Below are 23,567 nucleotides of genomic sequence, written 5' to 3' on the forward strand. Positions count from 1 at the left end.
AATTCGCTATTATTTTGTTTGTAAGCTCTTTGGCTTAATGTCTTTCCAGTTTTCTTCAATGTATTGAATGCATGAACTGCGGTTTGCAGGCCCAAAAACAGTATCCCATCCGTCCGGGATCTTTATGAATTCAGGCCACAGAGAGTGTTGATTCTCGTCATTTACCAATACCAAAAAAATAAGGTTTTCATTTTCGAATGGGTTGCTCATTTACTTGTCCTTGTGGAGGGAGAATTGAAGCTATTGTTTATAGAATAACAATCGGGAAGGCAATCAATAAATTATTGGTAATCATGGCGATAATTCTTCATTGCGATCTAAATCACGTTTTTTGGAAATAAATAATAATACGCACAAATAAGGTTTTTGGTTTATTTTTAATGATTAAATACTATAGGCTAAAAAAATATATTTTAAGAGGATAAATATTATCTACATTAATAATGTATTGATGATTGCCATAAATAAAAATATTGAGTAAATAACAGAAAAGGGACGGTGTTTGATGGGGAGTTCATACCCTGGTAATGAAACATCCCCGAAGCCGCAGAGGCCGTAATTGCGTGTCATCTTGTTCTGTATTCAACGTTCGCAGTGCCGTTTGCAGCGCCATGATGGTCTGGTGCGAAATCTGGCCCCATAATGCCACTCGCTGGTTTACCCGCCTCCGCTCCCCGATTAAAGACAAGTATCACTTTTATGCTGTCCGCAGGAAGCGTTGAGCAGGCCAGGTGCTGACAGAATTAATCGATAATGATCACTTCTGTCAGGTTTTCCATTTTCTTCAGTTCATCTTCGGGGATACCAGCATCGGTTATGAAGTAATCAATATCTGACCAGTCGCAGAACTGGAACAGGCCCGAACTGCTGAATTTGGTGCTGTCACTGACCACTACGCGCAGGCGGGCACTTTTCACCATCGCTGATTTAACTTCTGCTTCTTCATACGACGCTGTGCAAGGGCCATTGCGGTGCTTCAGCCCGTCGCTGCCTAAAAAGACAATGTCAGCGTTGATCGACTGGAAGGCATTGACTCCCCACATGCCGACGGTCGCCAGGCTGCTTGGCCTGAATTTGCCGCCCACCAGAAAAATATCATTGTCCGTGCCGCTTAGCGGCTGAACGATATTAATCGCATTGGAAATAATGGTCAGACGACTTTTCAGTACCAGCGCTTTAGCCACACACTGGACGGTGCTACCCGTATCGAGAATGACCACCCCTTTTTCCGGGATGAGCTGCGCCGCTACATGGGCAATTTTGTCTTTGGTCTCAAGATGCTCGGTATTCTTTCTGGCCAGAGGTTGCTCAATCGCCAGAATATTACCGGAAGCGATAGCCCCGCCGTGTCCTTTGGTTGCGATCCCTTTCTTATCCAGATAAATCAGGTCTTTACGGATCGTCTCAGTAGAAACCGCAAACATTTCCGCAATTTTCCCAACCTTAACGCTGCCTTCGGATATCAATATCTGCGCAAGTTTGTTGCGCCTTTCAATCGTCAAAGAGTTAGCCATGCTAGCTACCTTTTTAAGTTTCTGACAAAGAGGTAAATATAAAGCCAATTTCTTCAATTCGTTGTTATTTTTCGGCTTTTCATTTTCCTTAGAAAAAGCATTCGCCAGTAATTGAGCGATTTTTTGCCCCTGAAATGGTCCCTGAACACTCTACATCATGGCCCCACAATCATACAGATCCTGCGGGAAAATTGTGATTGATCTCCTGTTTTGACATTTATTTGCTTGATAAGTGAACCGTCAGTTATGAATATTGCGATTGTTGTTGCGATAATTGGGTTTTAAGTTGTGAATTGATGCGCTTTAATGTTGTGAGTAATTGGGTTTTACAACGGTAACGACCAGTAGAAGGAGTCAAAATGAGCCGCATTCTGCATGCAGACAGCATCCTGTTAGGCGCTGCATTTACCGACAAGTTTGATGCCATCCGCAAAGCGGGAGAGGTGCTGGTGGCCTCAGGCTACGTCAGCGAAAAATATGTGGATCTGATGGTCAAGCGCGAGGCGCTGGCATCAACCTACATGGGGAATCACTTAGCGATTCCTCACGGCGTCGATGGCTCAGAAAGCGAGATTATCCGCTCCGGTATTTCAGTCATTCAGGTCCCCGACGGGGTTAACTACGGCGACGGCACCACGGCTTATGTGGTGATTGGGATTGCCGGTAAAGATGGCGCTCATCTGGATATTTTGAATCAGATTGCTATTGCCTGCATGGAAGAAGAGAACATCGAAAAGATCCGCTACGCGACGGATAAACAGCAGGTACTTGAAGTGCTTGGTGTCTGATACGGATGGTATTAACCATCAATAACTAAGGAAATTGAAATGGAAAGGAAAATAGTACTTTCTCCCTCAATAATGTGTGCCGATTTATTGAACCTGGAAAGATCTATCAAAGAGCTGGAGACCATTGGTATTGACGCATTACATATCGATATTATTGATGGCGCCTTTAGCCCCAGTATGCCGCTAGGTATTGATACCGTTAAAAAATTAAGAGATGTCACCGATCTGGCTTTCGATGTGCACATTATGTCGCGTAATAATGACTGGTTTGTCGAGCAAATATTAGCGATTGGCGTACAACAAATTTCTTTTCATATTGAAACCAGCCTACACGCCGACAGATTAGTGAATCTGATTAAAAATAGCGGTGTTAAAGCCGGTTTGGCGCTAAATCCCGGCACGCCATTATCCAGCCTGGATTATCTCTTGCCCCAGATTGATAACGTATTGCTGATGCTGATTAATCCAGGATTTGCGGGTGATAAAAGTGAAAAGCAAGCGGTCTATTCGGCAGAGAAAGTCCGGGATTTAACACACTTAATTGCCCATCGCCAGGCCGATTGTGAAATTCAGGTCGACGGGCGCGTCTCCTTAGATTCTATCCCGGAGCTCATTGCTGCTGGCGCGGATAACTTAGTCCTCGGCAGCACCAGCCTTTATATTGCAGGCAAGACGCTGGCACAAAATAAAGCGCTTTTAGATATCGCGGTAAGCAGCGGTTTATCTCAACGATAAACCATCGACCTGATTTTTGTGGCACAGGTCTTCAGCGTAATACGAGGTTTGAATTATGGATTACAGCAAAGCGCGAGAAAAAATAGTCCGCGAGCTGGATACCACGCTCAGCAGTATTTCAGCGCAAAGTGTTCTGGCGCTGGTGGATAAGATTGAAAAAGCGGACAAGGTATTCTTTGTCGGCGTAGGGCGAGTGCTGCTCTCTTTAGAGGCGATTGCCAAGCGGCTGGCCCATTTGGGTGTAAAAACTTATGTAGTAGGTCAAATCACCGAGCCTGCTATCACCAGCAACGACCTGCTGATTGTTGGCTCCGGCAGCGGTGAAAGTATGTTCCCGCTGGGCATTGCGCGTAAGGCAAAAACCTTTAATGCGACGGTGGCACATATTGGTGCTAACCCTGACAGCTCAATGGGTGAATTTACCGATCTTTTTATTCGTATTCCGGTGCAGACCAAACTGCACCTGCCCGGTGAGATCCCATCGGTTCAACCGATGACCAGTCTTTTTGAACAATCCTTACTTATTCTCGGCGATACCATTGCGTTAATGATCGTCGAAGAAAAGCACATTGATATGCACAGCTTATGGCAATTACACGCCAATCTTGAATAGGGGAAAAATCATGGGTAACGGCTGGATTGATTTGGATAAAAAAGTGGTTATCGTCACCGGCGGTGCATCGGGCATTGGTGCCAAAATTGCCGAAAACCTGCATAACAATAACAGTATTGTAGCGATCGGCGATCTGCATGAGAGTGAAGAGTCGAAAGCCCATGCCGACCTCTTTGTTGAATGCGATATCACCAATAAAAATAGCGTCGAAAAGATGGTGCAAGCGGTGATTAATAAGTACGGGCGCATTGATGGTCTGATTAATAATGCCGGTGTTAACCGCCCTCGTCTGTTAGTGGATTTTTATAAAAAGAATAATGCCTATGAAGCCACCGAAGAGGACTTTGATTTTATTGTCAACGTTAACCAAAAGGGGCCATTTTTATGTGCACAGGCCGTTGCGCGCCATATGATTGAAAATAAAGCCGGTATTATTGTTAACGTCTCTTCGGAAGCCGGTACAGAAGGATCGGCCGGACAAAGTATTTATTCAGCAACGAAAGGAGCTTTAAATAGTTTTACTCGTTCATGGGCTAAAGAGCTGGGCCGATTTAATATCCGCGTTATCGGCATTGCCCCTGGTATTAATAAAAGAACCAATATGAACAACGATGATAATTATCGGGCATTGGCTTATACGCGCGGCCTTGATCCGAATAATATTGATAACGACTATACGGGGTCTATCCCTCTGGGCCGGGCAGGAGAACATCATGAGATAGCCGATTTAGTGACTTATTTGGTATCCGAGCACTCAAGCTATATTAGCGGAACGACGATAAATATTTCCGGAGGGAAATCCCGGTAAGGACAGTCAATAACAGGACAGTATTTATTTCGCTTTACGTTTCCCCGTAACCCTACAATGGGAAAGATGAAAAATGCTTACTATAAAAAATGAACGTAAAACAAAAGACAAAACAGTACTGGTAAAAGTACAGCGGTTCGGGAATTTCCTGAGCGGCATGGTAATGCCCAACCTCGGCGTGTTTGTGGCATGGGGTTTAATTACCGCGCTGTTTATCCCAACCGGCTGGATCCCTAACGAGCACCTGGGTGCCCTGGTTGGCCCGATCCTGACCTATCTTTTACCGCTGCTGGTTGGATTCACCGGCGGATTTATCGTTCACGGGCAGCGAGGTGGCGCGATCGGCGCGCTAGCCACCATGGGACTGATCGTCGGTTCTGACGTCACCATGCTCAGCGGCGCGATGATTATCGGGCCATTCGCAGCCTGGATAATGAAAAAGACGGACCAATTCCTCGACGGTAAATTCCGCGCGGGTTTTGAGATGCTGATCAGTAATTTCAGTATGGGGATTGTCGGCCTGGTTATTACATTAGCCGGATACATCATCATCGGCCCAATCATTGAGAGCTTGATCCATCTGCTCTCGGCAGGGGTAAACTGGACTATCTCCCACGAACTGCTGCCTTTCATTTCTGTTTTTGTTGCGCCAGCCCAGGTACTTTTTTTAAACAACGCTATTAACCACGGCATCATGGCTCCGCTGGGGCTACAGCAGGTTGTCGAACATGGGAAATCGATTCTATTCCTGGTCGATGCCAACTGCGGGCCGTCGGTAGGAACGCTGTTAGCTATCTCTTTCTTCGGCAAAGGGATGGCTAAGAAAACCGCACCAACGGCGGCGCTGATTGCCGGCGTAGGCGGCATCGGTGAGGTTTACTTCCCGTTCGTGTTGATGAAACCGGTACTGGTTTTCGCCACCATGGGCGGTATTACGACCTCGCTGACCTGCTTTATGCTGCTGGGCGGCGGCACGGTAGCCACCCCTTCACCGGGTAGCTTCTTTGCAATGCTAATACTGACGCCGAAAGGGGCGATGCTGGGTAATTTGGTCGGTTTCTTTGCCGGTATGGCGGTAGCCTTTACTATCGCCTCGGTGCTGTTGAAGCTTGACCGCTCGCCGGAAGAAACGGCATCTGACGAGCCGTCCAGCACCGATACTACCGATGCCAGGCGCAGCGTGCCCATCAGCAGCAATAGCGAAGCATTACAGCGAATTGCAGCTAAACGTATCGATAAAATCATTGTCGCCTGTGACGCCGGGATGGGATCGAGCGCGATGGGGGCATCGGTACTCAAAAGTAAACTGAAGAAGGCGATGATCGACATCCAGGTGGCCAACTCAAAAATTGAGGAGATCCCCGGCGATACTGATTTAGTTATTACCCATATCCAGCTCCTCGATCGCGCGAAGAAACTTCACGCCGATAAGGGATTTGAATTTATGTCGATTAGCAACTTTATCGAAGGCAGCCAGTACGATGAGATCGTGGAATATATCAAGACGAATCAAAACCACGATTAAGCAGCGATAGCCAGAAACGCCGCACCGTAGCCATGTGGTGCGGCGTTTTTATTTATTTCAGATGAGAGTCCGTATCCCAGAAAGCAAAAAACCGCCTTTTGTGAAGTGAACTCCTAAACCGAAAGACGGAACAGGCGGCATAACCTGACCTGACGGCATTCGTCGTCATTATCCCCTGACGGCATCTCCTCAGGGAGATTTTCCTGGCCGCGTGTTGCATACGTTTGCCCATTATCAAGGGAACTGGTCCTGCCGTTTACGCTCTGAACAGAGTCAGGCCGCCTGAATCGATGCTGAAGCTCCCTGCGGGGTAATGCCGATCGTTTAAGGATCGGTTGACCGATCCGGTGGCTAAAGGCGCTTTTTTGCTATCTGCGATCTGGAAAGATTCGAACCTGCGGCAGGTTCGAGTCGAACGAAGTGAGACAACGGAGCCGCTTGCGGCGACGGCCCGGAGGGCGAGCGAAGCGAGTCATCCTGCACGACCCACCAATGTAAAAAAGCGCCCTAAAGGCGCTTTTTTGCTATCTGCGATCTGGAAAGATTCGACAAAATTGTCGGGAACAATTTTGAACAACGCGAAGCGTTGGCCCGAAGGGTGAGTCTCAGGATGAGACGAATATACCTGTGGCAGGCTCGAGTCACATGAACCTCATCCCCGTAGGCCTGCTAAGCGCAGCGCCAAAATTGTCGGGAACAATTTTGAACAACGCGAAGCGTTGGCCCGAAGGGTGAGTCTCAGGATGAGACGAATATACCTGTGGCAGGCTCGAGTCACATGAACCTCATCCCCGTAGGCCTGCTAAGCGCAGCGCCAGCAGGCGTTTTGCCGTAATTGCGCCTAAGACAACTTTTAAACCTGACTTAGCTGAAATAGCTAACATAACAAAAGTGTTTGTTTTTCAACGGATAACCTGGTTACTTTTATCCATAATTTATCCTTAATGTCTGGCTATGATGCAGATCTTGCAGCCGAACCCTGGCCGCAACTCAAGTACGTCATGATTACGCCGATAATGATGTTTTATGGCAAGAAGGAGAGTTCAATGACAACAATTTCAGCATCCACAGCATCAATCCAGACCAGCGGCACCGGCGGTTCATCGTCGGCCAGCAGCGATGTTTCCTCACAGATTAGCCGCATCACACAGCAAATCACTAAGCTTACACAGCAGCTTAAAGATGTTGCTAACGGCGATGGCACCACGGAAGAGAAACAGAAACAGCAAGAACAGATCCAGCAGCAGATCCAGCTTTTGCAAACCCAGCTTCAGCAGTTACAGCGCAAGCAGGCTGAACAGGCAGAGCAGAAACAGGAGCAGAGCCAGCCGCAAGGCAAAGTCGAAGGCGTGAATACCCCTTCCGACGAGCACCAGATCGATATTTACGTTTGAGTAAATAGCGGATCGTTCTCACGGGCCTGGTTCAAACACCGGGCCTGTTCTTTTACCACTTCCCACAACGCCTGCGCAGCGCCCGACAATGAGCGATTTTTTCGCCGCACCAGCATAATTTTGCGCTGCATATTTGGTACCAGCCGTTTCACCGTCAACTGGCTTCCCTGCGGCAAAGGCAGCGCCAGCGCGGGCAGGATACTGATACCAATCCCCGCTTCCACCATTGGAAACAGCGTTGCCGGGTGACCAATCTCCTGCACAATCTTTGCCTGAACGGTGAAATGGCGCAGCGCCGCATCAATGAGCAGGCGGCTGCCGGAAGCATAATCCTGCACCACTAACTGCGCGCCATCTAATGCCGACCACGGCACGCTCGCCCGTTTTGCCCATGGATGATCGTTGCGGCATAACAGAAAGAACGGCTCCTCCAGAATCTCTTCGCTTTCAAAATCGCTCACCGGGCCAGGATCGATAACAATGCCAAAATCCACCTCGCCCTGACGAATACTCTCCAGCACCCACTGCTGCGGCCGGTCATGCAGCACGAAATCAATTTCCGGGTAGAGCACCTGGCTTTGGGCAATACATTGCGGGATCAAATGCGCCGAGATGGTCTGGCTGGCCGCCACGCGCACGGTACCGGTTAATTGCTGCCCTACACGCCCGGCTTCCCGCAGTGTGCTGCTAAGCTCATCTAACAGCCGTTCAAGACGTCCGGCCAGTTGCTGCCCGGCTTCCGTCAATACCACTTCACGGGTGGTGCGGTCCAGCAAGCGGACGCCGGTTTGCAGCTCCAGCTCTTTCACGCTGTGGCTCACCGCCGACTGGCTGAGACCAATGATGTCCCCTGCCCGGCTGAAACTTTTGGCCTGTGCCACCGTGACGAAAACGCGTAACTGACGTAAGGAATAATTCATCGGATAAATTCATGAATGGATGCAATAAATCAATTTTATTTCTCAAAGCAGAAAAAGCACAATAGCGGCATCGACTTTCAGGAGTGCACATGAAAATTTTTCGTATCCTTGATCCTTTTACGCTCACGCTGGTGTGTGTCGTTCTGCTGGCCTCTTTCTTCCCGGCGCGCGGCGGCTTTGTACCGTTTTTTGAATGGCTGACCACCGCCGCCATTGCGCTGCTGTTTTTTATGCATGGTGCAAAACTGTCACGCGAGGCGATTATCGCCGGCGGTAGCCACTGGCGTTTACACCTGTGGGTCATGTGCAGCACCTTTGTGCTCTTTCCGGCGCTCGGCGTACTGTTTGTCTGGTGGTCGCCGGTCAATATCAGCCAGGAGTTGTACACCGGTTTCCTCTATTTATGCATTCTGCCCGCAACGGTGCAGTCGGCCATTGCCTTTACCTCGCTGGCAGGCGGCAATGTTGCGGCTGCGGTCTGTTCTGCTTCCGCATCCAGTTTATTAGGGATTTTCCTGTCGCCGCTGTTAGTCGGCCTGCTGATGAACCTGCACGGTGCGCAAGGCAGCCTTGAGCAGGTCGGCAGAATTATGCTGCAACTGCTGCTGCCGTTTGTGCTTGGCCACCTGTCACGTCCGTGGACCGGAGCCTTTGTGGCGAAGCATAAAAAGTGGATTTCAAAGACCGACCAGTCGTCAATTCTGCTGGTGGTTTACTCCGCCTTTAGTGAAGCGGTGGTGAATGGGATCTGGCACAAAGTCGGCCTCGGTTCCCTGCTGTTTATCGTCGCGGCAAGCCTGGTGCTGTTGGCGATTGTGATTACGGTGAATATCGTGGTGGCGCGCAAATGCGGCTTTAACAAAGCGGATGAAATTACCATTGTCTTTTGCGGCTCGAAAAAGAGCCTCGCCAATGGGATCCCGATGGCCAATATTCTCTTTCCGACATCGGTTATTGGCATGATGGTGCTGCCGCTGATGATCTTCCACCAGATCCAGTTGATGGTCTGCGCCGTGCTGGCCCGCCGTTACAAACGTCAGACGGAGCAGCGACAGGCGCAGGAAGCGGCAAAAGCCTAACCGCGTTTCAGGGGCTGAACCAGATGGCTCAGCCCTTCGGTTTTAATCAGTAAAGTAATCTGCATTAATTCGCCCAACCGCCCGGCGGGAAATTCATCTTTACGGGCAAACCACAACAGATACTCTTCCGGTAAATCGATGAGGCGACGCCCCTGGTATTTACCAAAGGGCATTACCGTATTGGCGATGTCGACCAGCTGTTCTTTTTCCATTTACTCCCCCAGCAAGCGGATCATTTCGGCTTCATCAATCACGTCAATCCCCAGCTCCTGCGCTTTCGCCAGTTTCGAACCGGCGGCTTCCCCGGCGATCACCAGATCGGTTTTCTTCGACACGCTGCCAGCCACTTTTGCCCCCAGCGCCGTCAAACGGGCTTTGGCATCGTCGCGCGAAAGCTGGCTCAGACTGCCGGTCAGCACCACGGTTTTGCCAGCGAATGGGCTGTCTATCTCTTCGGCTTTGACCACCACCGGCGCAGGCCAGTGAATACCCACTTCCTCTGTAAGCTGGCGAATCACATCGCGATTACTCTCTTCGCTAAAGAAATTATGCACATGTTTTGCCACCACCACGCCGACATCCGGCACCTTCTGGAGTTCATCGACAGACGCAGCCATCAGCGCGTCCAGGGTGCCGAAATACGCCGCCAGCCCAGCTGCCGTCGCTTCGCCTACTTCGCGAATACCGAGCGCGTAGAGGAAGCGGGCGAAAGTCGTACTCTTTGCCTTTTCCAGCGCATTAACCACGTTTTGCGCTGATTTCGGCCCCATACGATCGAGGCCAGTCAGCTTGCCAGCGGTCAAACGGAACAGATCTGCCGGCGTGTGGACGTACTCTTTTTCAACCAGTTGGTCGATGATTTTGTCGCCCATCCCGTCGACATCCATCGCCCGACGTGAAACGAAATGCTTGAGAGATTCCTTACGCTGGGCGCCGCAAATCAACCCCCCGGTGCAGCGGGCAACGGCTTCACCTTCAACGCGTTCCACATCCGAACCGCACACCGGGCAGTGAGCCGGAAAAACGATTTCGCGCGTCTCGGGCGGGCGCTCGGAAAGCACCACATTGACCACCTGCGGGATCACGTCCCCGGCGCGGCGAATCACTACTTGATCGCCAATGCGCAGGCCCAGACGGTCAATCTCGTCGGCATTGTGTAGTGTCGCGTTACTGACCAGCACCCCGGCAACGTGTACTGGCTCAAGCCGTGCGACAGGCGTGATCGCGCCCGTGCGCCCTACCTGGAACTCCACATCACGCACGAAGGTAAGCTGTTCCTGCGCCGGGAATTTAAAGGCTACCGCCCAGCGCGGCGCACGTGCAACAAACCCTAACTGCTCTTGCAGCGCCAGCGAATCAACCTTGATAACCACGCCGTCAATATCAAAGCCCAGCGTCGGCCGGTCTTCTTCAACTTTATGGTAGAAAGCCAGCACCTCTTCCGGCGTGCCGCACAGACGTATGCGCTCACTCACCGGCAAGCCCCAGTCCTTGAACTGCTGTAAACGTGCCAGATGGCTGCCCGGCAGTTCGCCGCCTTCCAGGATACCAACGCCATAGCAGAAGAACGTGAGCGGACGCTTCGCGGTGATACGCGGATCAAGCTGGCGCAGCGAACCGGCAGCGGCGTTGCGCGGGTTAGCAAACACTTTCCCACCGGTGCGGCGCGCGTCTTCATTGATTTTTTCAAAACCGGACTGCGGTAAAAAGACCTCGCCGCGCACTTCCAGACGAGCAGGAATGTTGTCGCCGCGAAGCTTAAGCGGAATGGCGCGAATGGTGCGCACGTTAGCGGTGATATCTTCCCCGGTTGTGCCATCGCCGCGCGTCGCTGCGCGTACTAATAGCCCGTTTTCATACAGCAGGCTTACCGCCAGACCGTCGAGTTTCAGTTCGCAACAGTAAATCAGCGCATCCGTGCTTTTGAGCCTGTCCTGCACGCGTTTGTTGAACGCCAGGAAGCTCTCTTCGTCAAAAACGTTGTCCAGCGACAGCATCGGCACTTCATGGCGCACCTGAGTGAAGGCGGTGAGCGGCGCGGCACCGACGCGCTGGGTCGGTGAGTCCGGCGTGATAAGTTCCGGGTGCTGCGCTTCAAGCTCGCGCAGCTCGCGCATCAGGCGGTCATACTCCGCATCCGGGATCTCCGGCGCGTCCATAACGTGGTACAGATGTTCATGATGGCGAAGGGTAGTTCGCAGTTCTGTCAGTTGTTGTTCAATTGATTCCATATCGCACCATCAATGATAAAAAACCCCCGACAGGCGGGGGTTCTGGAAGGGAATGTATGCGTAATTCCGTTACGCGTTGGCGTCTTTGACTTCGCGAATACGATCCTGGTATTCACGTAATTTTTGCGGCGTCATCATCCGGCGTTGATCGTCGAGCACCACACCGCCCACTTCATCAGCGATGTGCTGCGCGGATTGCAGCATCAGTTTGAAGTTCTGCAACTCGTCGCCATACGACGGAACCTGCATAAAGATGGTTACGCCAGGCGTTGCCATCTCGCCCATGGTTTCAACATCAAATGTGCCCGGATTGACCATGTTCGCCAGACTGAAGAGCGCCGGGCCGCTGCCGTCCGGACTGAGGTGGCGATGGAAGATATTCATATCGCCGAATTTAAACCCGGCCTGCAAGATGCTGTTGAGCAGCACTTCACCATTCAGTGCGCTGCCATGGTGCGCCGCGACGTTCATGATAATAACAGTCTCTTTGCGCTGCGGTTTTTCAACCGGCGCTTCAACTACCGGCTCGGGTTCTGGCTGCGCAGGCGGTTCAACGATCTGCGGTTGGTGCTGCATTTGCGGCTGCGGTTGCTGCACAGGTGCTGTGGGTTGAGCGGCAGGCCGTACCGGCTGAGTTTCATACGCGGGCGCTTGCACAGGCGGGCGTTCCGGCTGCTGTGGCTGAGAATAAGACTGTGGCGCGTGGTGCTGTGGCTCTGCGGGTTGAACCGGCTGAGCCGTTGGGCGCGGTTGAGCCGACGCATAAGGCGGCTGGTATTGATGCTGCGAATGCTGACGCGGCGCGTCTTGATCTGCACCGGCCTTTGGTGCGCTGTTCACTTTATGAACGCGAACTTCACCCACGCCTTCGTCGTCTTCAACATCTTCGTCATCAAACTCGTCGTCGTCACGTCTCGACTTCATACGTTTCAGTGGGCGATCGCGGAACATCGATGAACGTTCTTTACGACTGGTCCAGAAACCGTGAACCAGTAAAGCGATTATGGCGATCGCGCCAACAATGATTAATATCAGACGCAAATCCTGCATCATTATATTCTCTGTTGTTCTAACACCTTGCCACCACGGCAAACATTTACTCACTAAGAGTATTTGCGCATTAGGCCAAGTGCAAGTGTATGGGAAGCATTCACCGCATAAAGATGAATTAAATCGTGCTTTTTGCTGTTTTTTCGAACATTTCCGAACAGGTTTCCCCCGTCCGGCGAATATTATAAGCTTCAGTTTTTTCGTATGTCTTAAAAAGGAGTCCAGTCAGAATATGATTTCATCATCGCCAGACGCTGCTCGCAGTGGCCTCTACTACTTTTCCCAGGGCTGGAAACTGGTCACGCTGCCAGGCATTCGCCGGTTTGTGATCCTGCCGTTGCTGGTGAACATTGTCCTGATGGGCGGCGCTTTCTGGTGGTTGTTTACCCGCCTCGATAGCTGGATCCCTTCATTAATGAGCCATGTTCCGGACTGGCTGCAATGGCTCAGCTATTTATTATGGCCGATTATCGTTATCTCGGTTCTGCTGGTGTTTGGCTATTTCTTTTCGACTATCGCTAACTGGATTGCCGCACCTTTTAATGGCCTGCTGGCAGAACAGCTGGAAGCGCGCCTGACCGGAGCCGTTCCGCCGGATGTCGGTGTATTCGGGCTGATGAAAGATGTGCCGCGCATTATGAAGCGCGAATGGCAAAAACTGGCCTGGTACCTGCCCCGCGCCGCCATCTTACTTATCCTCTATTTTATTCCCGGGATCGGGCAGACCGTCGCGCCGGTGTTATGGTTCCTTTTTAGCGCCTGGATGTTGGCTATTCAGTATTGCGACTATCCATTTGACAACCACAAAGTGCCTTTTAAGGCCATGCGTGTGTCCTTACGTTCACAAAAGGTCATGAATATGCAATTCGGCGCGCTCACCAGTCTGTTTACGCTGGTTCCGGTGCTGAATCTGGTTGTGATGCCCGTAGCCGTATGCGGCGCGACGGCAATGTGGGTCGATTGTTACCGTGAAAAGCATGCAACATGGCGTTGAGGAATTATTCCTTTTCTTATTCCATACTGAAAATCATTATTTCACCTCAGCATATAGATATGCGATTTCCTTACTTCCGCATCAACGGTAAGTGGGTATGCTGGGCTGGTTTCTCAATTTCATACAGTTAAGGACGGGCTATGAGTAAGATTTTTGAAGACAACTCGTTGACTATTGGTCATACGCCGCTGGTTCGACTGAACCGCATCGGTAACGGACGTATTCTGGCGAAGGTCGAGTCCCGCAACCCAAGCTTCAGCGTAAAATGCCGTATCGGTGCCAATATGATTTGGGATGCCGAAAAACGCGGTGTGCTGAAGCCGGGTGTGGAACTGGTTGAGCCGACCAGTGGTAACACCGGTATCGCACTGGCTTACGTAGCGGCAGCGCGCGGCTACAAGCTGACGCTGACCATGCCGGAAACCATGAGTATCGAACGCCGTAAGCTACTGAAAGCGCTGGGCGCGAACCTGGTGCTGACCGAAGGTGCGAAAGGCATGAAAGGCGCTATCCAAAAAGCTGAAGAGATTGTTGCCAGCGATCCGGAAAAATATCTGCTGCTTCAGCAGTTCAGCAACCCGGCAAACCCGGAAATCCACGAAAAAACAACAGGTCCGGAGATCTGGGAAGATACAGACGGCCAGGTTGATGTGTTTATCTCCGGCGTGGGTACGGGCGGTACGCTGACGGGTGTCACGCGCTTTATCAAAAATACCAAAGGCAAAACCGATCTGATTACCGTTGCGGTTGAACCAACCGATTCTCCGGTGATTTCGCAGGCGCTGGCCGGTGAAGAACTGAAACCAGGTCCGCATAAAATTCAGGGTATTGGTGCAGGTTTTATCCCGGCCAACCTGGATTTAAAACTGATCGACAAAGTGGTTAAAATCACCAACGAAGAAGCCATCAGCACCGCGCGTCGCCTGATGGAAGAAGAAGGTATTCTGGCCGGTATCTCTTCCGGTGCAGCCGTAGCGGCCGCATTGAAACTTCAGGAAGACGAATCCTTTACCAATAAGAATATTGTGGTTATTCTGCCTTCTTCCGGCGAGCGTTATTTGAGCACCGCTTTGTTTGCCGATCTGTTCACTGAAAAAGAACTGCAACAGTGATGCCAGATTGTTAAATTAGCGCAAAAAAGCACCTATTGAGGTGCTTTTTTGTGGCGTACGTCAAATTTTTGTCCCGCCTGGCATTGCCTGAATCCTTCTGGTCTGGTATTTAACCATCACATTTATTTTGAAGCGCGAAATTAATCGGGGGCATAATTTCCCTAAGCTGAATCGATTTTATGATTTGGTTCAATTCTCGCTTTCGCGGCATAATGTTTAATGACGTACGAAACATCGGCGACCAGAAGCGTCTGCACGGGATCGTGCCATTAAGACATCTGTACCCTGGCTCGTTACGCCAGCGCTAACTATACAGGCTAAAGTCGTGCCGCCAGGCTAGACTTTAGTTCCACAACACTAAACCTATAAGTTGGGGAAATACAATGTTCCAGCAAGAAGTTACCATTACAGCTCCGAACGGTCTGCACACTCGCCCTGCTGCTCAGTTTGTTAAAGAAGCGAAAGGCTTCTCTTCTGAAATCACTGTGACTTCCAACGGCAAAAGCGCCAGCGCGAAAAGCCTGTTCAAACTGCAAACTCTGGGCCTGACTCAAGGTACTGTTGTGACTCTGACCGCTGAAGGCGAAGACGAACAAAAAGCAGTAGAACATCTGGTTAAACTGATGGCAGAGCTCGAGTAAGTTTTTTACGAGTTCGTTTAAAGATCAGTCACAAGTAAAGGTAGGGTTATGATTTCAGGCATTTTAGCATCCCCGGGTATCGCTTTCGGCAAAGCACTGCTGCTGAAAGAAGACGAGATCGTCATCGACCGGAAGAAAGTTTCTGCCGACAAGGTTGACCAGGAAGTTGAGCGTTTCCTGAGCGGCCGTGCCAAGGCATCGGCACAGCTGGAAGCGATCAAAACGAAAGCAGGTGAAACTTTCGGTGAAGAAAAAGAAGCCATCTTCGAAGGCCATATTATGTTGCTCGAAGATGAGGAGCTGGAGCAGGAAATCATAGCCCTGATTAAAGATAAGAGCATGACTGCCGACGCGGCAGCCCATGAAGTTATCGAAGGTCAGGCAACGGCCCTGGAAGAGCTGGACGACGAATACCTGAAAGAGCGCGCGGCTGACGTGCGTGACATCGGTAAGCGCCTGCTTCGCAACATACTTGGTATGCCGATTATCGATCTGAGCGCCATTCAGGACGAAGTTATCCTGGTTGCTGCGGATCTGACCCCGTCAGAAACCGCCCAGTTGAACCTCAAAAAAGTGCTTGGTTTTATCACCGATATCGGTGGCCGCACCTCCCACACGTCTATCATGGCGCGCTCGCTTGAACTGCCGGCGATTGTGGGTACCGGTAGCGTCACCACGCAAGTGAAAAACGGCGATTATCTGATCCTCGATGCGGTTAACAACAAAGTGTACGTTAACCCAAGCGAAGAAGAGATCGAAACTCTGCGCGCCGCTCAGGCTCAGGTCGCGGAAGAGAAAGCCGAACTGGCGAAATTGAAAGACTTGCCGGCGATCACCCTTGATGGCCACCAGGTTGAAGTCTGTGCCAACATCGGTACCGTTCGCGATGTCGCGGGCGCAGAGCGCAATGGCGCTGAAGGTGTTGGCCTGTACCGTACCGAATTCCTGTTTATGGACCGCGACGCGCTGCCGACTGAAGAAGAGCAGTTCGAAGCCTACAAAGCGGTGGCGGAAGCCTGTGGCTCTCAGGCCGTTATTGTACGTACCATGGACATTGGCGGCGACAAAGAGCTGCCGTACATGAATTTCCCGAAAGAAGAGAACCCGTTCCTGGGCTGGCGCGCCGTGCGTATCGCCATGGATCGCAAAGAGATCCTGCGCGATCAGGTTCGCGCTATCCTGCGCGCTTCTGCTTTCGGCAAACTGCGCATTATGTTCCCGATGATCATCTCTGTTGAAGAAGTGCGTGCACTGAAAAAAGAGATTGAGATCTACAAACAGGAACTGCGTGACGAAGGTAAAGCCTTTGACGAAACCATCGAAATTGGCGTGATGGTAGAAACCCCTGCCGCTGCGACCATTGCTCGTCATCTGGCCAAAGAAGTCGATTTCTTTAGTATCGGTACCAATGATTTAACGCAGTACACCCTGGCAGTTGACCGTGGTAATGATATGATTTCACATCTTTACCAGCCGATGTCACCGTCCGTACTCACTTTGATCAAGCAAGTTATTGATGCTTCTCACGCAGAAGGCAAATGGACTGGCATGTGTGGTGAGCTTGCTGGCGACGAACGTGCTACACTTCTGTTGCTGGGGATGGGTCTGGATGAATTCAGTATGAGTGCCATTTCTATCCCGCGTATCAAGAAGATCATTCGTAACACGAACTTCGAAGATGCGAAGGTGTTAGCAGAGCAGGCTCTTGCTCAACCGACAACGGACGAGTTAATGACGCTGGTTAACAAGTTCATTGAAGAAAAAACAATCTGCTAATCCACGAGATGCGGCCCAAATTACTGCTTAGGAGAAGATCATGGGTTTGTTCGATAAACTGAAATCTCTGGTTTCTGATGATAAAAAAGACACCGGAACCATTGAGATTGTTGCCCCGCTTTCTGGCGAAATCGTCAACATTGAAGATGTACCAGATGTTGTTTTCGCTGAGAAAATCGTTGGTGATGGCATTGCTATCAAACCGACCGGCAACAAAATGGTAGCTCCGGTTGATGGTACTATCGGCAAAATCTTTGAAACCAACCATGCCTTCTCTATCGAATCCGATAGCGGCATTGAGCTTTTCGTGCACTTCGGTATCGACACCGTTGAACTGAAAGGTGAAGGTTTCAAACGCATCGCGGAAGAAGGCCAGCGTGTAAAAGTTGGCGATCCAGTAATCGAATTCGATCTGCCGCTGCTGGAAGAGAAAGCCAAGTCAACGCTGACGCCGGTTGTGATCTCCAACATGGACGAGATCAAAGAGCTTATCAAACTGTCTGGTAGCGTAACCGTGGGTGAAACCCCGGTGATCCGCATCAAGAAGTAAGCTCAACAGATATGAAAATGGCACCGCAAGGTGCCATTTTTGTTTTAACGCGCCGGTAAAATCAGCTCGTCATAACCTTTTTCCAGCGTGTAGCCCATCACTTCAACCACCCGCTCGCCTGCCGCCTGTACGGCCATATCCAGCGTCTTACCCTCAATAATGCTGCTCACCAGCTCGGAACAAAACAGGTCGCCTGTGCCTTTCAAATCCGTTGCCACTCGCGGATAACTACTGACATTCACCGCATCGGCAGTGACCACCACCACATGAATATGGCCATCATCAAGCTCTACGGGCGCACTGGTGATCGCCACCCAATGCAGCGTGTCGGATAACAACCCTTTTGCCGCATCAATCGCGCTTTGCTGGTCGCGGCACGACTTGCCACTGAGCACTTCCAGCTCAAAGACGTTCGGCGTAATGCCCTGCGCCAGCGGCAACAGATATTCGCGATACGCCTGTGGAATTTCCGCTTTCACATAAATGCCGCTGTCGATATCACCAATCACCGGATCGACCAGAATCAGTAGTTCAGGACGGTTTTCCCGCAGCGCCGCGAGCCACTTAGCCAGCAACTTTATCTGGCTGGCGCTGCCCATATAGCCGGTCGTCACCGCTTTCAGCCCACGCAGAACATCGCGCTCTTCCAGCGCCTGCAAATAGCCGCTGAACCACTCATCCGGGATCACGCCACCATAAAAAGTGTCATAGTGCGGCGTATTGCTGAACAGCACCGTTGGCACAGCCAGCACATTCAACTGATGCTGGCGAATATTAGGCACGGCGATACTGTTACCGACGCTGCCATACACCACCTGCGACTGGACCGCGACAATATCGGCCTGCTGCGCCCGGGTTTTATCCCTGAACAGGATCATCTCCATTTTGTCTCCTTTAGGGGTTAAATCCCCGCGCCCTGCGAATAACTCTCTTCACCAAATACGCCCGTCGAGAGGTAGCGATCGCCGCGATCGCAAATGATGGCGACGATCACCGCGCCCGGGTTTGCTTTCGCTACCCGTATCGCCCCTGCTACCGCGCCGCCAGAACTGACACCGCAGAAAATGCCTTCCTGCACGGCTAACGCGCGCATGGTATTTTCCGCTTCACGCTGATGGATATCCAGCACCTCATCGACCAGCGCGGCGTTAAAAATGCCCGGCATATACTCGGCAGGCCAGCGGCGAATACCGGGAATACTGCTCCCCTCTTCCGGCTGTAGGCCAACAATAGTGACTTTTTTCGCCTGCTCGCGCAGAAAACGCGACACGCCGGTAATGGTGCCGGTGGTGCCCATACTGGAGACAAAGTGGCTCATACGCCCGTGCGTTTGCTGCCAGATTTCCGGGCCAGTGGAGGTGTAATGGGCGTAGGGATTATCCGGGTTATTAAACTGGTCGAGCAGCTTACCTTCGCCGCGACGTGCCATCTCAAGAGCCAGATCGCGCGCGCCTTCCATGCCCTGCTCTTTGCTGACCAGGATCAGCTCCGCGCCGTAAGCGCGCATCGCGGCGCGGCGCTCCTGGCTCATATTGTCCGGCATCAGCAATTTCATGCGATAGCCTTTCAGGGCTGCAATCATCGCCAGCGCGATGCCAGTATTGCCGCTGGTGGCTTCAATCAGCACGTCGCCGGGTTTAATCTCCCCGCGTTTTTCCGCCTGCACAATCATTGAGAGCGCAGCGCGATCTTTTACCGATCCGGCAGGGTTATTGCCTTCCAGTTTGACCCAAATTTCGCTGCCGTTATCCGGCGTCAGGCGTTGCAGTTTGACCAGCGGCGTATTGCCGATGGTGTGTTCAAGTGTGTTCACGAGCGTTGTCCAATAAAAAACCCGGTCGCATTACGCATACCGGGCTTGTAGGCCGGAAAGCACTGCGCCATCCGGCAAAACCACGTTTGATTAACCTATCAGGCCGTTTGGGCCAGAGCAAGTTCTGCACCGGCATCAATGCGCTCATTGCCGTTATACAACCGCGCATGCTGCAAGCCGACATACAGACGCTCGCCGCGCTGCGGCGGCCGCTCATCGCGCATCACCACCGTTAACGGATCCGGGTTCCAGCCGAGCGGCTGCACCACCAGTTGCGTGTAATGGCCTTTCGGGCTGGCTTCCAGCACCTGCACCGGCAGTGGGGAATCGAGGCTGGTATGGCGGCTGACATCCACTTCCCACGGGCGCAGGAACAGATCGACATCGCCCTGGTAAGCGGGCGTATGGTCAAGCGGCCAACGATGTGCGCCCACATGGAACTGCCCGCCGCGAATGGTCCCTTGCAGGCGGTTAACCTCGCCCATAAACTCCAGCACAAAGCGGGTAGCCGGTTCGCGCCAGACCTGATCCGGCGCATCGGCCTGTTCAATATTCCCCTGGCTCATCACCACCACGCGGTCGGCCACTTCCGTCGCCTCTTCCTGGTCGTGAGTCACAAAGACGCTGGTGAATTTCAGCTCTTCATGCAGTTGACGCAGCCAGCGGCGCAGCTCTTTACGCACCTGCGCATCCAGCGCGCCGAAAGGCTCATCAAGCAGCAGAATTTGCGGTTCAACGGCCAGCGCGCGCGCCAGCGCGACACGCTGCTTCTGCCCACCAGACAACTGCGCCGGGTAGCGATCCGCCAGATGTGCCAGTTGCACCATCTCCAGCAGTTGCGTCACTTTTGTTTTGATTGCCGCCGCGCTTGGTCGTTCGCGACGCGGCAGCACTGTCAGGCCAAAGGCAATGTTGTCGAACACCGTCATATGGCGGAACAGCGCATAGTGCTGAAACACAAACCCGACGCGGCGTTCACGCGCATGTAAACGGCTTACGTCGGTGCCGTGAAAACGAATCCGCCCGCTGGTCTGGTTCTCAAGCCCGGCGATAATACGCAGCAACGTTGTTTTACCGGAACCGGATGGCCCCAACAGCGCCACCATTTGCCCGGAAGGGATATCCAGCGAGATATCATTCAGCACCTGGGTGCGACCAAAGGACTTCTTAATATTGGCAATCTCAATGCTCATGATTTCCCTCCTGTTGCAGACGTTTTTCCTGGTTTTCCAGGCGCCACTGCACCGCACTCTTCAAAAACAACGTCAAAATAGCCATCAATGTCAGCAGGGCCGCGGCGGTAAAGGAACCGACCGTGTTGTAATCCTGCTCCAGTAATTCAATTTGCAGCGGCAGCGACAAGGTTTCCCCACGAATGGATCCAGACACCACCGACACCGCGCCAAACTCGCCAATCGCACGGGCGTTAGTCAGCACCACGCCGTACAGCAGCGCCCAGCGGATGTTTGGCAACGTCACACGCTTGAACATCTGCCAACCGGACGCGCCAAGCAAAATCGCCGCCTCATCTTCCTGGCTCCCCTGGCTTAACATCACCGGCACCAGTTCACGCACCACAAACGGGCAGGTCACGAACACGGTCACCAGCACCATGCCCGGCCAGGCAAACATAATTTGCAGGTTATGCTCATCGAGCCAGCCGCCAAGCGGGCCGTTCGAGCCGTAAAACAGCAGATAAATCAGACCGGCAACCACCGGCGATACGGCAAACGGAATATCCAGCAACGTCAACAGCAACTGGCGGCCAGGAAAGTTAAAGCGCGTCACCAGCCAGGCGAGCAGCGTACCGAACACCAGATTCAGCGGGACCGAGATCAACGCAATCAGCACCGTCAGCCAGATAGCATGCAGCATGTCGGCATCGGCCAGGTTTTGCAGCACCGGTGCCAGCCCTTTGCTGAATGCCTGCACAAAGATGTAGATCATCGGTACCACGAGGATAAACGCCGAGACGACCATGCCCGTGCCAATCAAAAACCATTTGCCCCAGTTCACCCGGGGTTTGTCGTAGCGTTTCAATTCAGTTATTTCCGCCATTAATGACCTACCACACGCTGGCCAAAGCGACTTTGCAGGGTATTGATGGAAAAGAGCAGCAGCAGCGAGGCCGCAAGGATAACCGAGGCAATCGCGCTCGCCGCCGGGTAATCAAACTCCTGCAAGCGCACAAAAATCATCAGCGAGGTCACTTCCGTTTTCCAGGCGATGTTACCGGCGATAAAAATCACCGCGCCAAACTCGCCGAGGCTACGGGTAAACGACAGCGCCACACCGGCCATCAATGCCGGTGATAGCTCCGGCAACACCACTTTTCGAAAACTCTGCCAACGGGTTGCGCCGAGGGTTTCTGCCGCTTCTTCATATTCCGGCCCCAGCTCTTCCAGCACCGGCTGAATAGTGCGCACCACAAACGGGATGCTGGTAAACGCCATTGCTACCGCAATGCCAAGCCAGGTATAGGTCACTTTGATATCAAACTTCGCCAGCCACTCGCCGTAAAAGCCGTTTACGGAAAAGAGCGAAGCCAGCGTTAAGCCCGCCACCGCCGTCGGCAGCGCAAAGGGCAAATCCATCAGCGCGTCGAGTAATGTGCGCCCAGGAAAACGGTAACGGGTGAGGATCCACGCCATCAGCATGCCGAACACACCGTTAAACACCGAAGCGACAAACGCGGCGATCAGCGTCACTTTATAGGCGGCCACCACCTGCGGGTTGGTGACCACCTCCCAATATTGCGCCCAACTCATCTGCGCCAGTTGCATCACCAGCGCGCTCAGGGGTAATAACAAAATCAGACAGACAAAAAACAGGCTGCTGCCGAGGCTTAAACCAAACCCCGGCAACACGCGTTTCGATCCTGCAAACATCAGTTACGCCCCGCCGCCAGTAACTTATCCAGCTCACCGCCGCTGGCGAAATGGGTTTTCATAACCTCAGGCCAGGCACCAAACTTATCTTCCACGCGAAACAGCGCGGTCTGCGGGAATTTATCGCTCAGTTTTTTCATCACTTCCGGGTTATTCACGCGGTAGTAGTAATCGGTGATGATGGTTTGCGCCTGCGGGCTGTAAAGCCAGGTCAGATACGCTTTCGCCGCCTTTTCTGTACCGTTGGCCTTCACGTTTTTATCCACCCAGGCCACCGGGAATTCCGCCAGGATATTCACCTTCGGCACCACCACTTCAAAGCCCTGCGCTTCGTACTGTTTGCAGATGTTGTTCACTTCCGATTCAAACGTGATCAGCACATCGCCCAGGCCGCGTTCGACAAATGTTGTGGTTGCGCCGCGACCGCCAGTATCAAACACTTCGACGTTTTTCAAAAACTGGGTCATAAACTGCGTGGTTTTGGCGTTATCGCCGCCGTCAGCCTGATCCGCTGCGCCCCACGCCGCCAGGTAGGTGTAACGGGCGTTGCCGGAAGTTTTCGGGTTCGGGAAAATCAGCTTCACGTCAGAACGCACCAGATCGTTCCAGTCGTGGATATTCTTCGGGTTACCTTTGCGCACCAGAAACGCCATCGTCGAGTAGAATGGCGAGCTGTTATTCGGCAGACGGCTCTGCCAGTCGGCCGGGATCAGGTTGCCTTTATCGTGCAGGATCTGCACATCGGTCACCTGGTTGTAAGTCACCACATCTGCCTTTAACCCTTGCAGAATGGCCAGCGCCTGTTTCGACGAACCGGCGTGGGATTGTTTGATGGTCAGCTTATCGCCGCCGTTCTCTTTCGCCCACTGCTGTTCGAACGGCGTATTCAGGGCCGCAAAGAGCTCGCGTGAAACATCATAAGAGCTGTTGAGCAGTTCCGTCGCCTGTGCCTGAGCCGCCCACAGCGTGATTGCTGCCAGCGCCAGATATCCTTTTTTCAATACGTTAACGGCCATTGCGCACCCTTATAAGCTGAAAACTCGACAGACTTAAGTTTATTTATAACGAGTGTGAAACCAGTAACGGTTTTATATACCAATTGGTGATTTGGAATCAGAAAAGGATATAAGCGGAAG

At 52.1% G+C, this 23,567-nt stretch carries 24 protein-coding genes and 1 other RNA gene; 13 read left to right on the plus strand and 12 right to left on the minus strand.

Annotation, left to right across the window (positions count from 1 at the left end; genetic code table 11):
- Positions 1-9: 9 nt before the first annotated feature.
- Both Q5705_14605 and Q5705_14610 read right to left on the minus strand, forming a co-directional pair.
- Positions 10-210, minus strand: a complete 201-nt coding sequence (locus tag Q5705_14605) for an MbtH family protein (GenBank protein ID WLI75812.1) — start codon at positions 208-210, stop codon at positions 10-12.
- 533 nt (positions 211-743) lie between these two features.
- Positions 744-1,514, minus strand: coding sequence for a DeoR/GlpR family DNA-binding transcription regulator (locus Q5705_14610; GenBank protein WLI75813.1), 771 nt, complete (start codon positions 1,512-1,514; stop codon positions 744-746).
- 359 nt (positions 1,515-1,873) lie between these two features.
- Here Q5705_14610 and Q5705_14615 point away from each other — a divergent pair, with 359 nt between their 5' ends.
- The 7 genes from Q5705_14615 (at position 1,874) to Q5705_14645 (ending at position 7,377) form a co-directional block, all read left to right on the plus strand.
- Positions 1,874-2,302, plus strand: a complete 429-nt coding sequence (locus Q5705_14615) for a PTS sugar transporter subunit IIA (GenBank protein WLI75814.1) — start codon at positions 1,874-1,876, stop codon at positions 2,300-2,302.
- A gap of 39 nt (positions 2,303-2,341) precedes the next feature.
- On the plus strand, positions 2,342-3,037 hold the full coding sequence (locus Q5705_14620; GenBank protein ID WLI75815.1) for a ribulose-phosphate 3-epimerase: 696 nt from the start codon (positions 2,342-2,344) through the stop codon (positions 3,035-3,037).
- Between the two features lie 55 nt (positions 3,038-3,092).
- Positions 3,093-3,650, plus strand: a complete 558-nt coding sequence (gene hxlB, locus Q5705_14625; protein WLI75816.1) for a 6-phospho-3-hexuloisomerase — start codon at positions 3,093-3,095, stop codon at positions 3,648-3,650.
- Between the two features lie 10 nt (positions 3,651-3,660).
- A complete protein-coding gene (locus Q5705_14630) occupies positions 3,661-4,458 on the plus strand; it encodes a sorbitol-6-phosphate dehydrogenase subunit (GenBank protein WLI75817.1) in 798 nt (265 codons plus the stop codon).
- A 73-nt stretch (positions 4,459-4,531) separates the two neighbouring features.
- Positions 4,532-5,983: a PTS mannitol transporter subunit IICB gene (locus Q5705_14635; GenBank protein WLI75818.1), complete on the plus strand. Its 1,452-nt coding sequence runs from the start codon at positions 4,532-4,534 to the stop codon at positions 5,981-5,983.
- 367 nt (positions 5,984-6,350) lie between these two features.
- Positions 6,351-6,475, plus strand: a non-coding RNA gene (locus Q5705_14640) — RtT sRNA.
- A 554-nt stretch (positions 6,476-7,029) separates the two neighbouring features.
- The gene (locus Q5705_14645) at positions 7,030-7,377 is read left to right on the plus strand and encodes a FlxA-like family protein (GenBank protein ID WLI75819.1); all 348 of its coding nucleotides are present in this window, start codon (positions 7,030-7,032) and stop codon (positions 7,375-7,377) included.
- On the opposite strand, the gene Q5705_14650 is transcribed toward Q5705_14645, so the two are convergent.
- A complete protein-coding gene (locus Q5705_14650; GenBank protein WLI75820.1) occupies positions 7,368-8,297 on the minus strand; it encodes a LysR family transcriptional regulator in 930 nt (309 codons plus the stop codon). The two genes, Q5705_14645 and Q5705_14650, sit on opposite strands and share 10 nt — an antisense overlap.
- Before the next feature lie 89 nt (positions 8,298-8,386).
- On the opposite strand from Q5705_14650, the gene Q5705_14655 reads away from it, so the two are divergent.
- Entirely contained in the window at positions 8,387-9,376 is a 990-nt protein-coding gene (locus Q5705_14655; GenBank protein ID WLI75821.1) for a bile acid:sodium symporter family protein, read from the plus strand.
- Here Q5705_14655 and Q5705_14660 read toward each other — a convergent pair.
- From Q5705_14660 to zipA, 3 genes are all read right to left on the minus strand, one after another.
- On the minus strand, positions 9,373-9,588 hold the full coding sequence (locus Q5705_14660) for a DUF3820 family protein (GenBank protein ID WLI75822.1): 216 nt from the start codon (positions 9,586-9,588) through the stop codon (positions 9,373-9,375). The two genes, Q5705_14655 and Q5705_14660, sit on opposite strands and share 4 nt — an antisense overlap.
- On the minus strand, positions 9,589-11,607 hold the full coding sequence (ligA, locus tag Q5705_14665) for an NAD-dependent DNA ligase LigA (protein ID WLI75823.1): 2,019 nt from the start codon (positions 11,605-11,607) through the stop codon (positions 9,589-9,591). It abuts the gene before it with no gap.
- Positions 11,608-11,676: 69 nt separating this feature from the next.
- The gene (gene zipA, locus Q5705_14670) at positions 11,677-12,660 is read right to left on the minus strand and encodes a cell division protein ZipA (GenBank protein WLI75824.1); all 984 of its coding nucleotides are present in this window, start codon (positions 12,658-12,660) and stop codon (positions 11,677-11,679) included.
- 229 nt (positions 12,661-12,889) lie between these two features.
- Between zipA and cysZ the strand changes: the two genes are divergently transcribed.
- The 5 genes from cysZ to crr all read left to right on the plus strand — a co-directional run bounded on the left by cysZ (position 12,890) and on the right by crr (position 17,730).
- On the plus strand, positions 12,890-13,651 hold the full coding sequence (cysZ, locus tag Q5705_14675; protein WLI75825.1) for a sulfate transporter CysZ: 762 nt from the start codon (positions 12,890-12,892) through the stop codon (positions 13,649-13,651).
- 140 nt (positions 13,652-13,791) lie between these two features.
- Positions 13,792-14,763, plus strand: coding sequence for a cysteine synthase A (cysK, locus tag Q5705_14680; protein WLI75826.1), 972 nt, complete (start codon positions 13,792-13,794; stop codon positions 14,761-14,763).
- 383 nt (positions 14,764-15,146) lie between these two features.
- The gene (ptsH, locus tag Q5705_14685) at positions 15,147-15,404 is read left to right on the plus strand and encodes a phosphocarrier protein Hpr (protein ID WLI75827.1); all 258 of its coding nucleotides are present in this window, start codon (positions 15,147-15,149) and stop codon (positions 15,402-15,404) included.
- 48 nt (positions 15,405-15,452) lie between these two features.
- A complete protein-coding gene (gene ptsI / locus Q5705_14690; protein WLI75828.1) occupies positions 15,453-17,180 on the plus strand; it encodes a phosphoenolpyruvate-protein phosphotransferase PtsI in 1,728 nt (575 codons plus the stop codon).
- A 40-nt stretch (positions 17,181-17,220) separates the two neighbouring features.
- Entirely contained in the window at positions 17,221-17,730 is a 510-nt protein-coding gene (crr, locus tag Q5705_14695; GenBank protein WLI75829.1) for a PTS glucose transporter subunit IIA, read from the plus strand.
- 44 nt (positions 17,731-17,774) lie between these two features.
- On the opposite strand, the gene pdxK is transcribed toward crr, so the two are convergent.
- The 6 genes from pdxK to Q5705_14725 all read right to left on the minus strand — a co-directional run bounded on the left by pdxK (position 17,775) and on the right by Q5705_14725 (position 23,447).
- The gene (gene pdxK / locus Q5705_14700) at positions 17,775-18,614 is read right to left on the minus strand and encodes a pyridoxine/pyridoxal/pyridoxamine kinase (protein WLI75830.1); all 840 of its coding nucleotides are present in this window, start codon (positions 18,612-18,614) and stop codon (positions 17,775-17,777) included.
- A gap of 17 nt (positions 18,615-18,631) precedes the next feature.
- On the minus strand, positions 18,632-19,543 hold the full coding sequence (gene cysM / locus Q5705_14705) for a cysteine synthase CysM (GenBank protein WLI75831.1): 912 nt from the start codon (positions 19,541-19,543) through the stop codon (positions 18,632-18,634).
- 98 nt (positions 19,544-19,641) lie between these two features.
- Positions 19,642-20,736 (minus strand): sulfate/thiosulfate ABC transporter ATP-binding protein CysA, encoded by a 1,095-nt coding sequence (gene cysA, locus Q5705_14710; GenBank protein ID WLI75832.1) that lies wholly within the window; start codon positions 20,734-20,736, stop codon positions 19,642-19,644.
- Entirely contained in the window at positions 20,726-21,601 is an 876-nt protein-coding gene (gene cysW, locus Q5705_14715) for a sulfate/thiosulfate ABC transporter permease CysW (protein WLI75833.1), read from the minus strand. The genes cysA and cysW overlap by 11 nt, the downstream gene beginning before the upstream one ends.
- Entirely contained in the window at positions 21,601-22,431 is an 831-nt protein-coding gene (gene cysT / locus Q5705_14720; GenBank protein WLI75834.1) for a sulfate/thiosulfate ABC transporter permease CysT, read from the minus strand. Before cysT ends, cysW begins: the two co-directional genes overlap by 1 nt.
- The gene (locus Q5705_14725; GenBank protein WLI75835.1) at positions 22,431-23,447 is read right to left on the minus strand and encodes a sulfate ABC transporter substrate-binding protein; all 1,017 of its coding nucleotides are present in this window, start codon (positions 23,445-23,447) and stop codon (positions 22,431-22,433) included. The genes cysT and Q5705_14725 overlap by 1 nt, the downstream gene beginning before the upstream one ends.
- Positions 23,448-23,567: the final 120 nt, after the last annotated feature.

Origin of the sequence: Kosakonia sp. H02 (assembly GCA_030704225.1) — a bacterium.
Taxonomy (GTDB): domain Bacteria; phylum Pseudomonadota; class Gammaproteobacteria; order Enterobacterales; family Enterobacteriaceae; genus Kosakonia.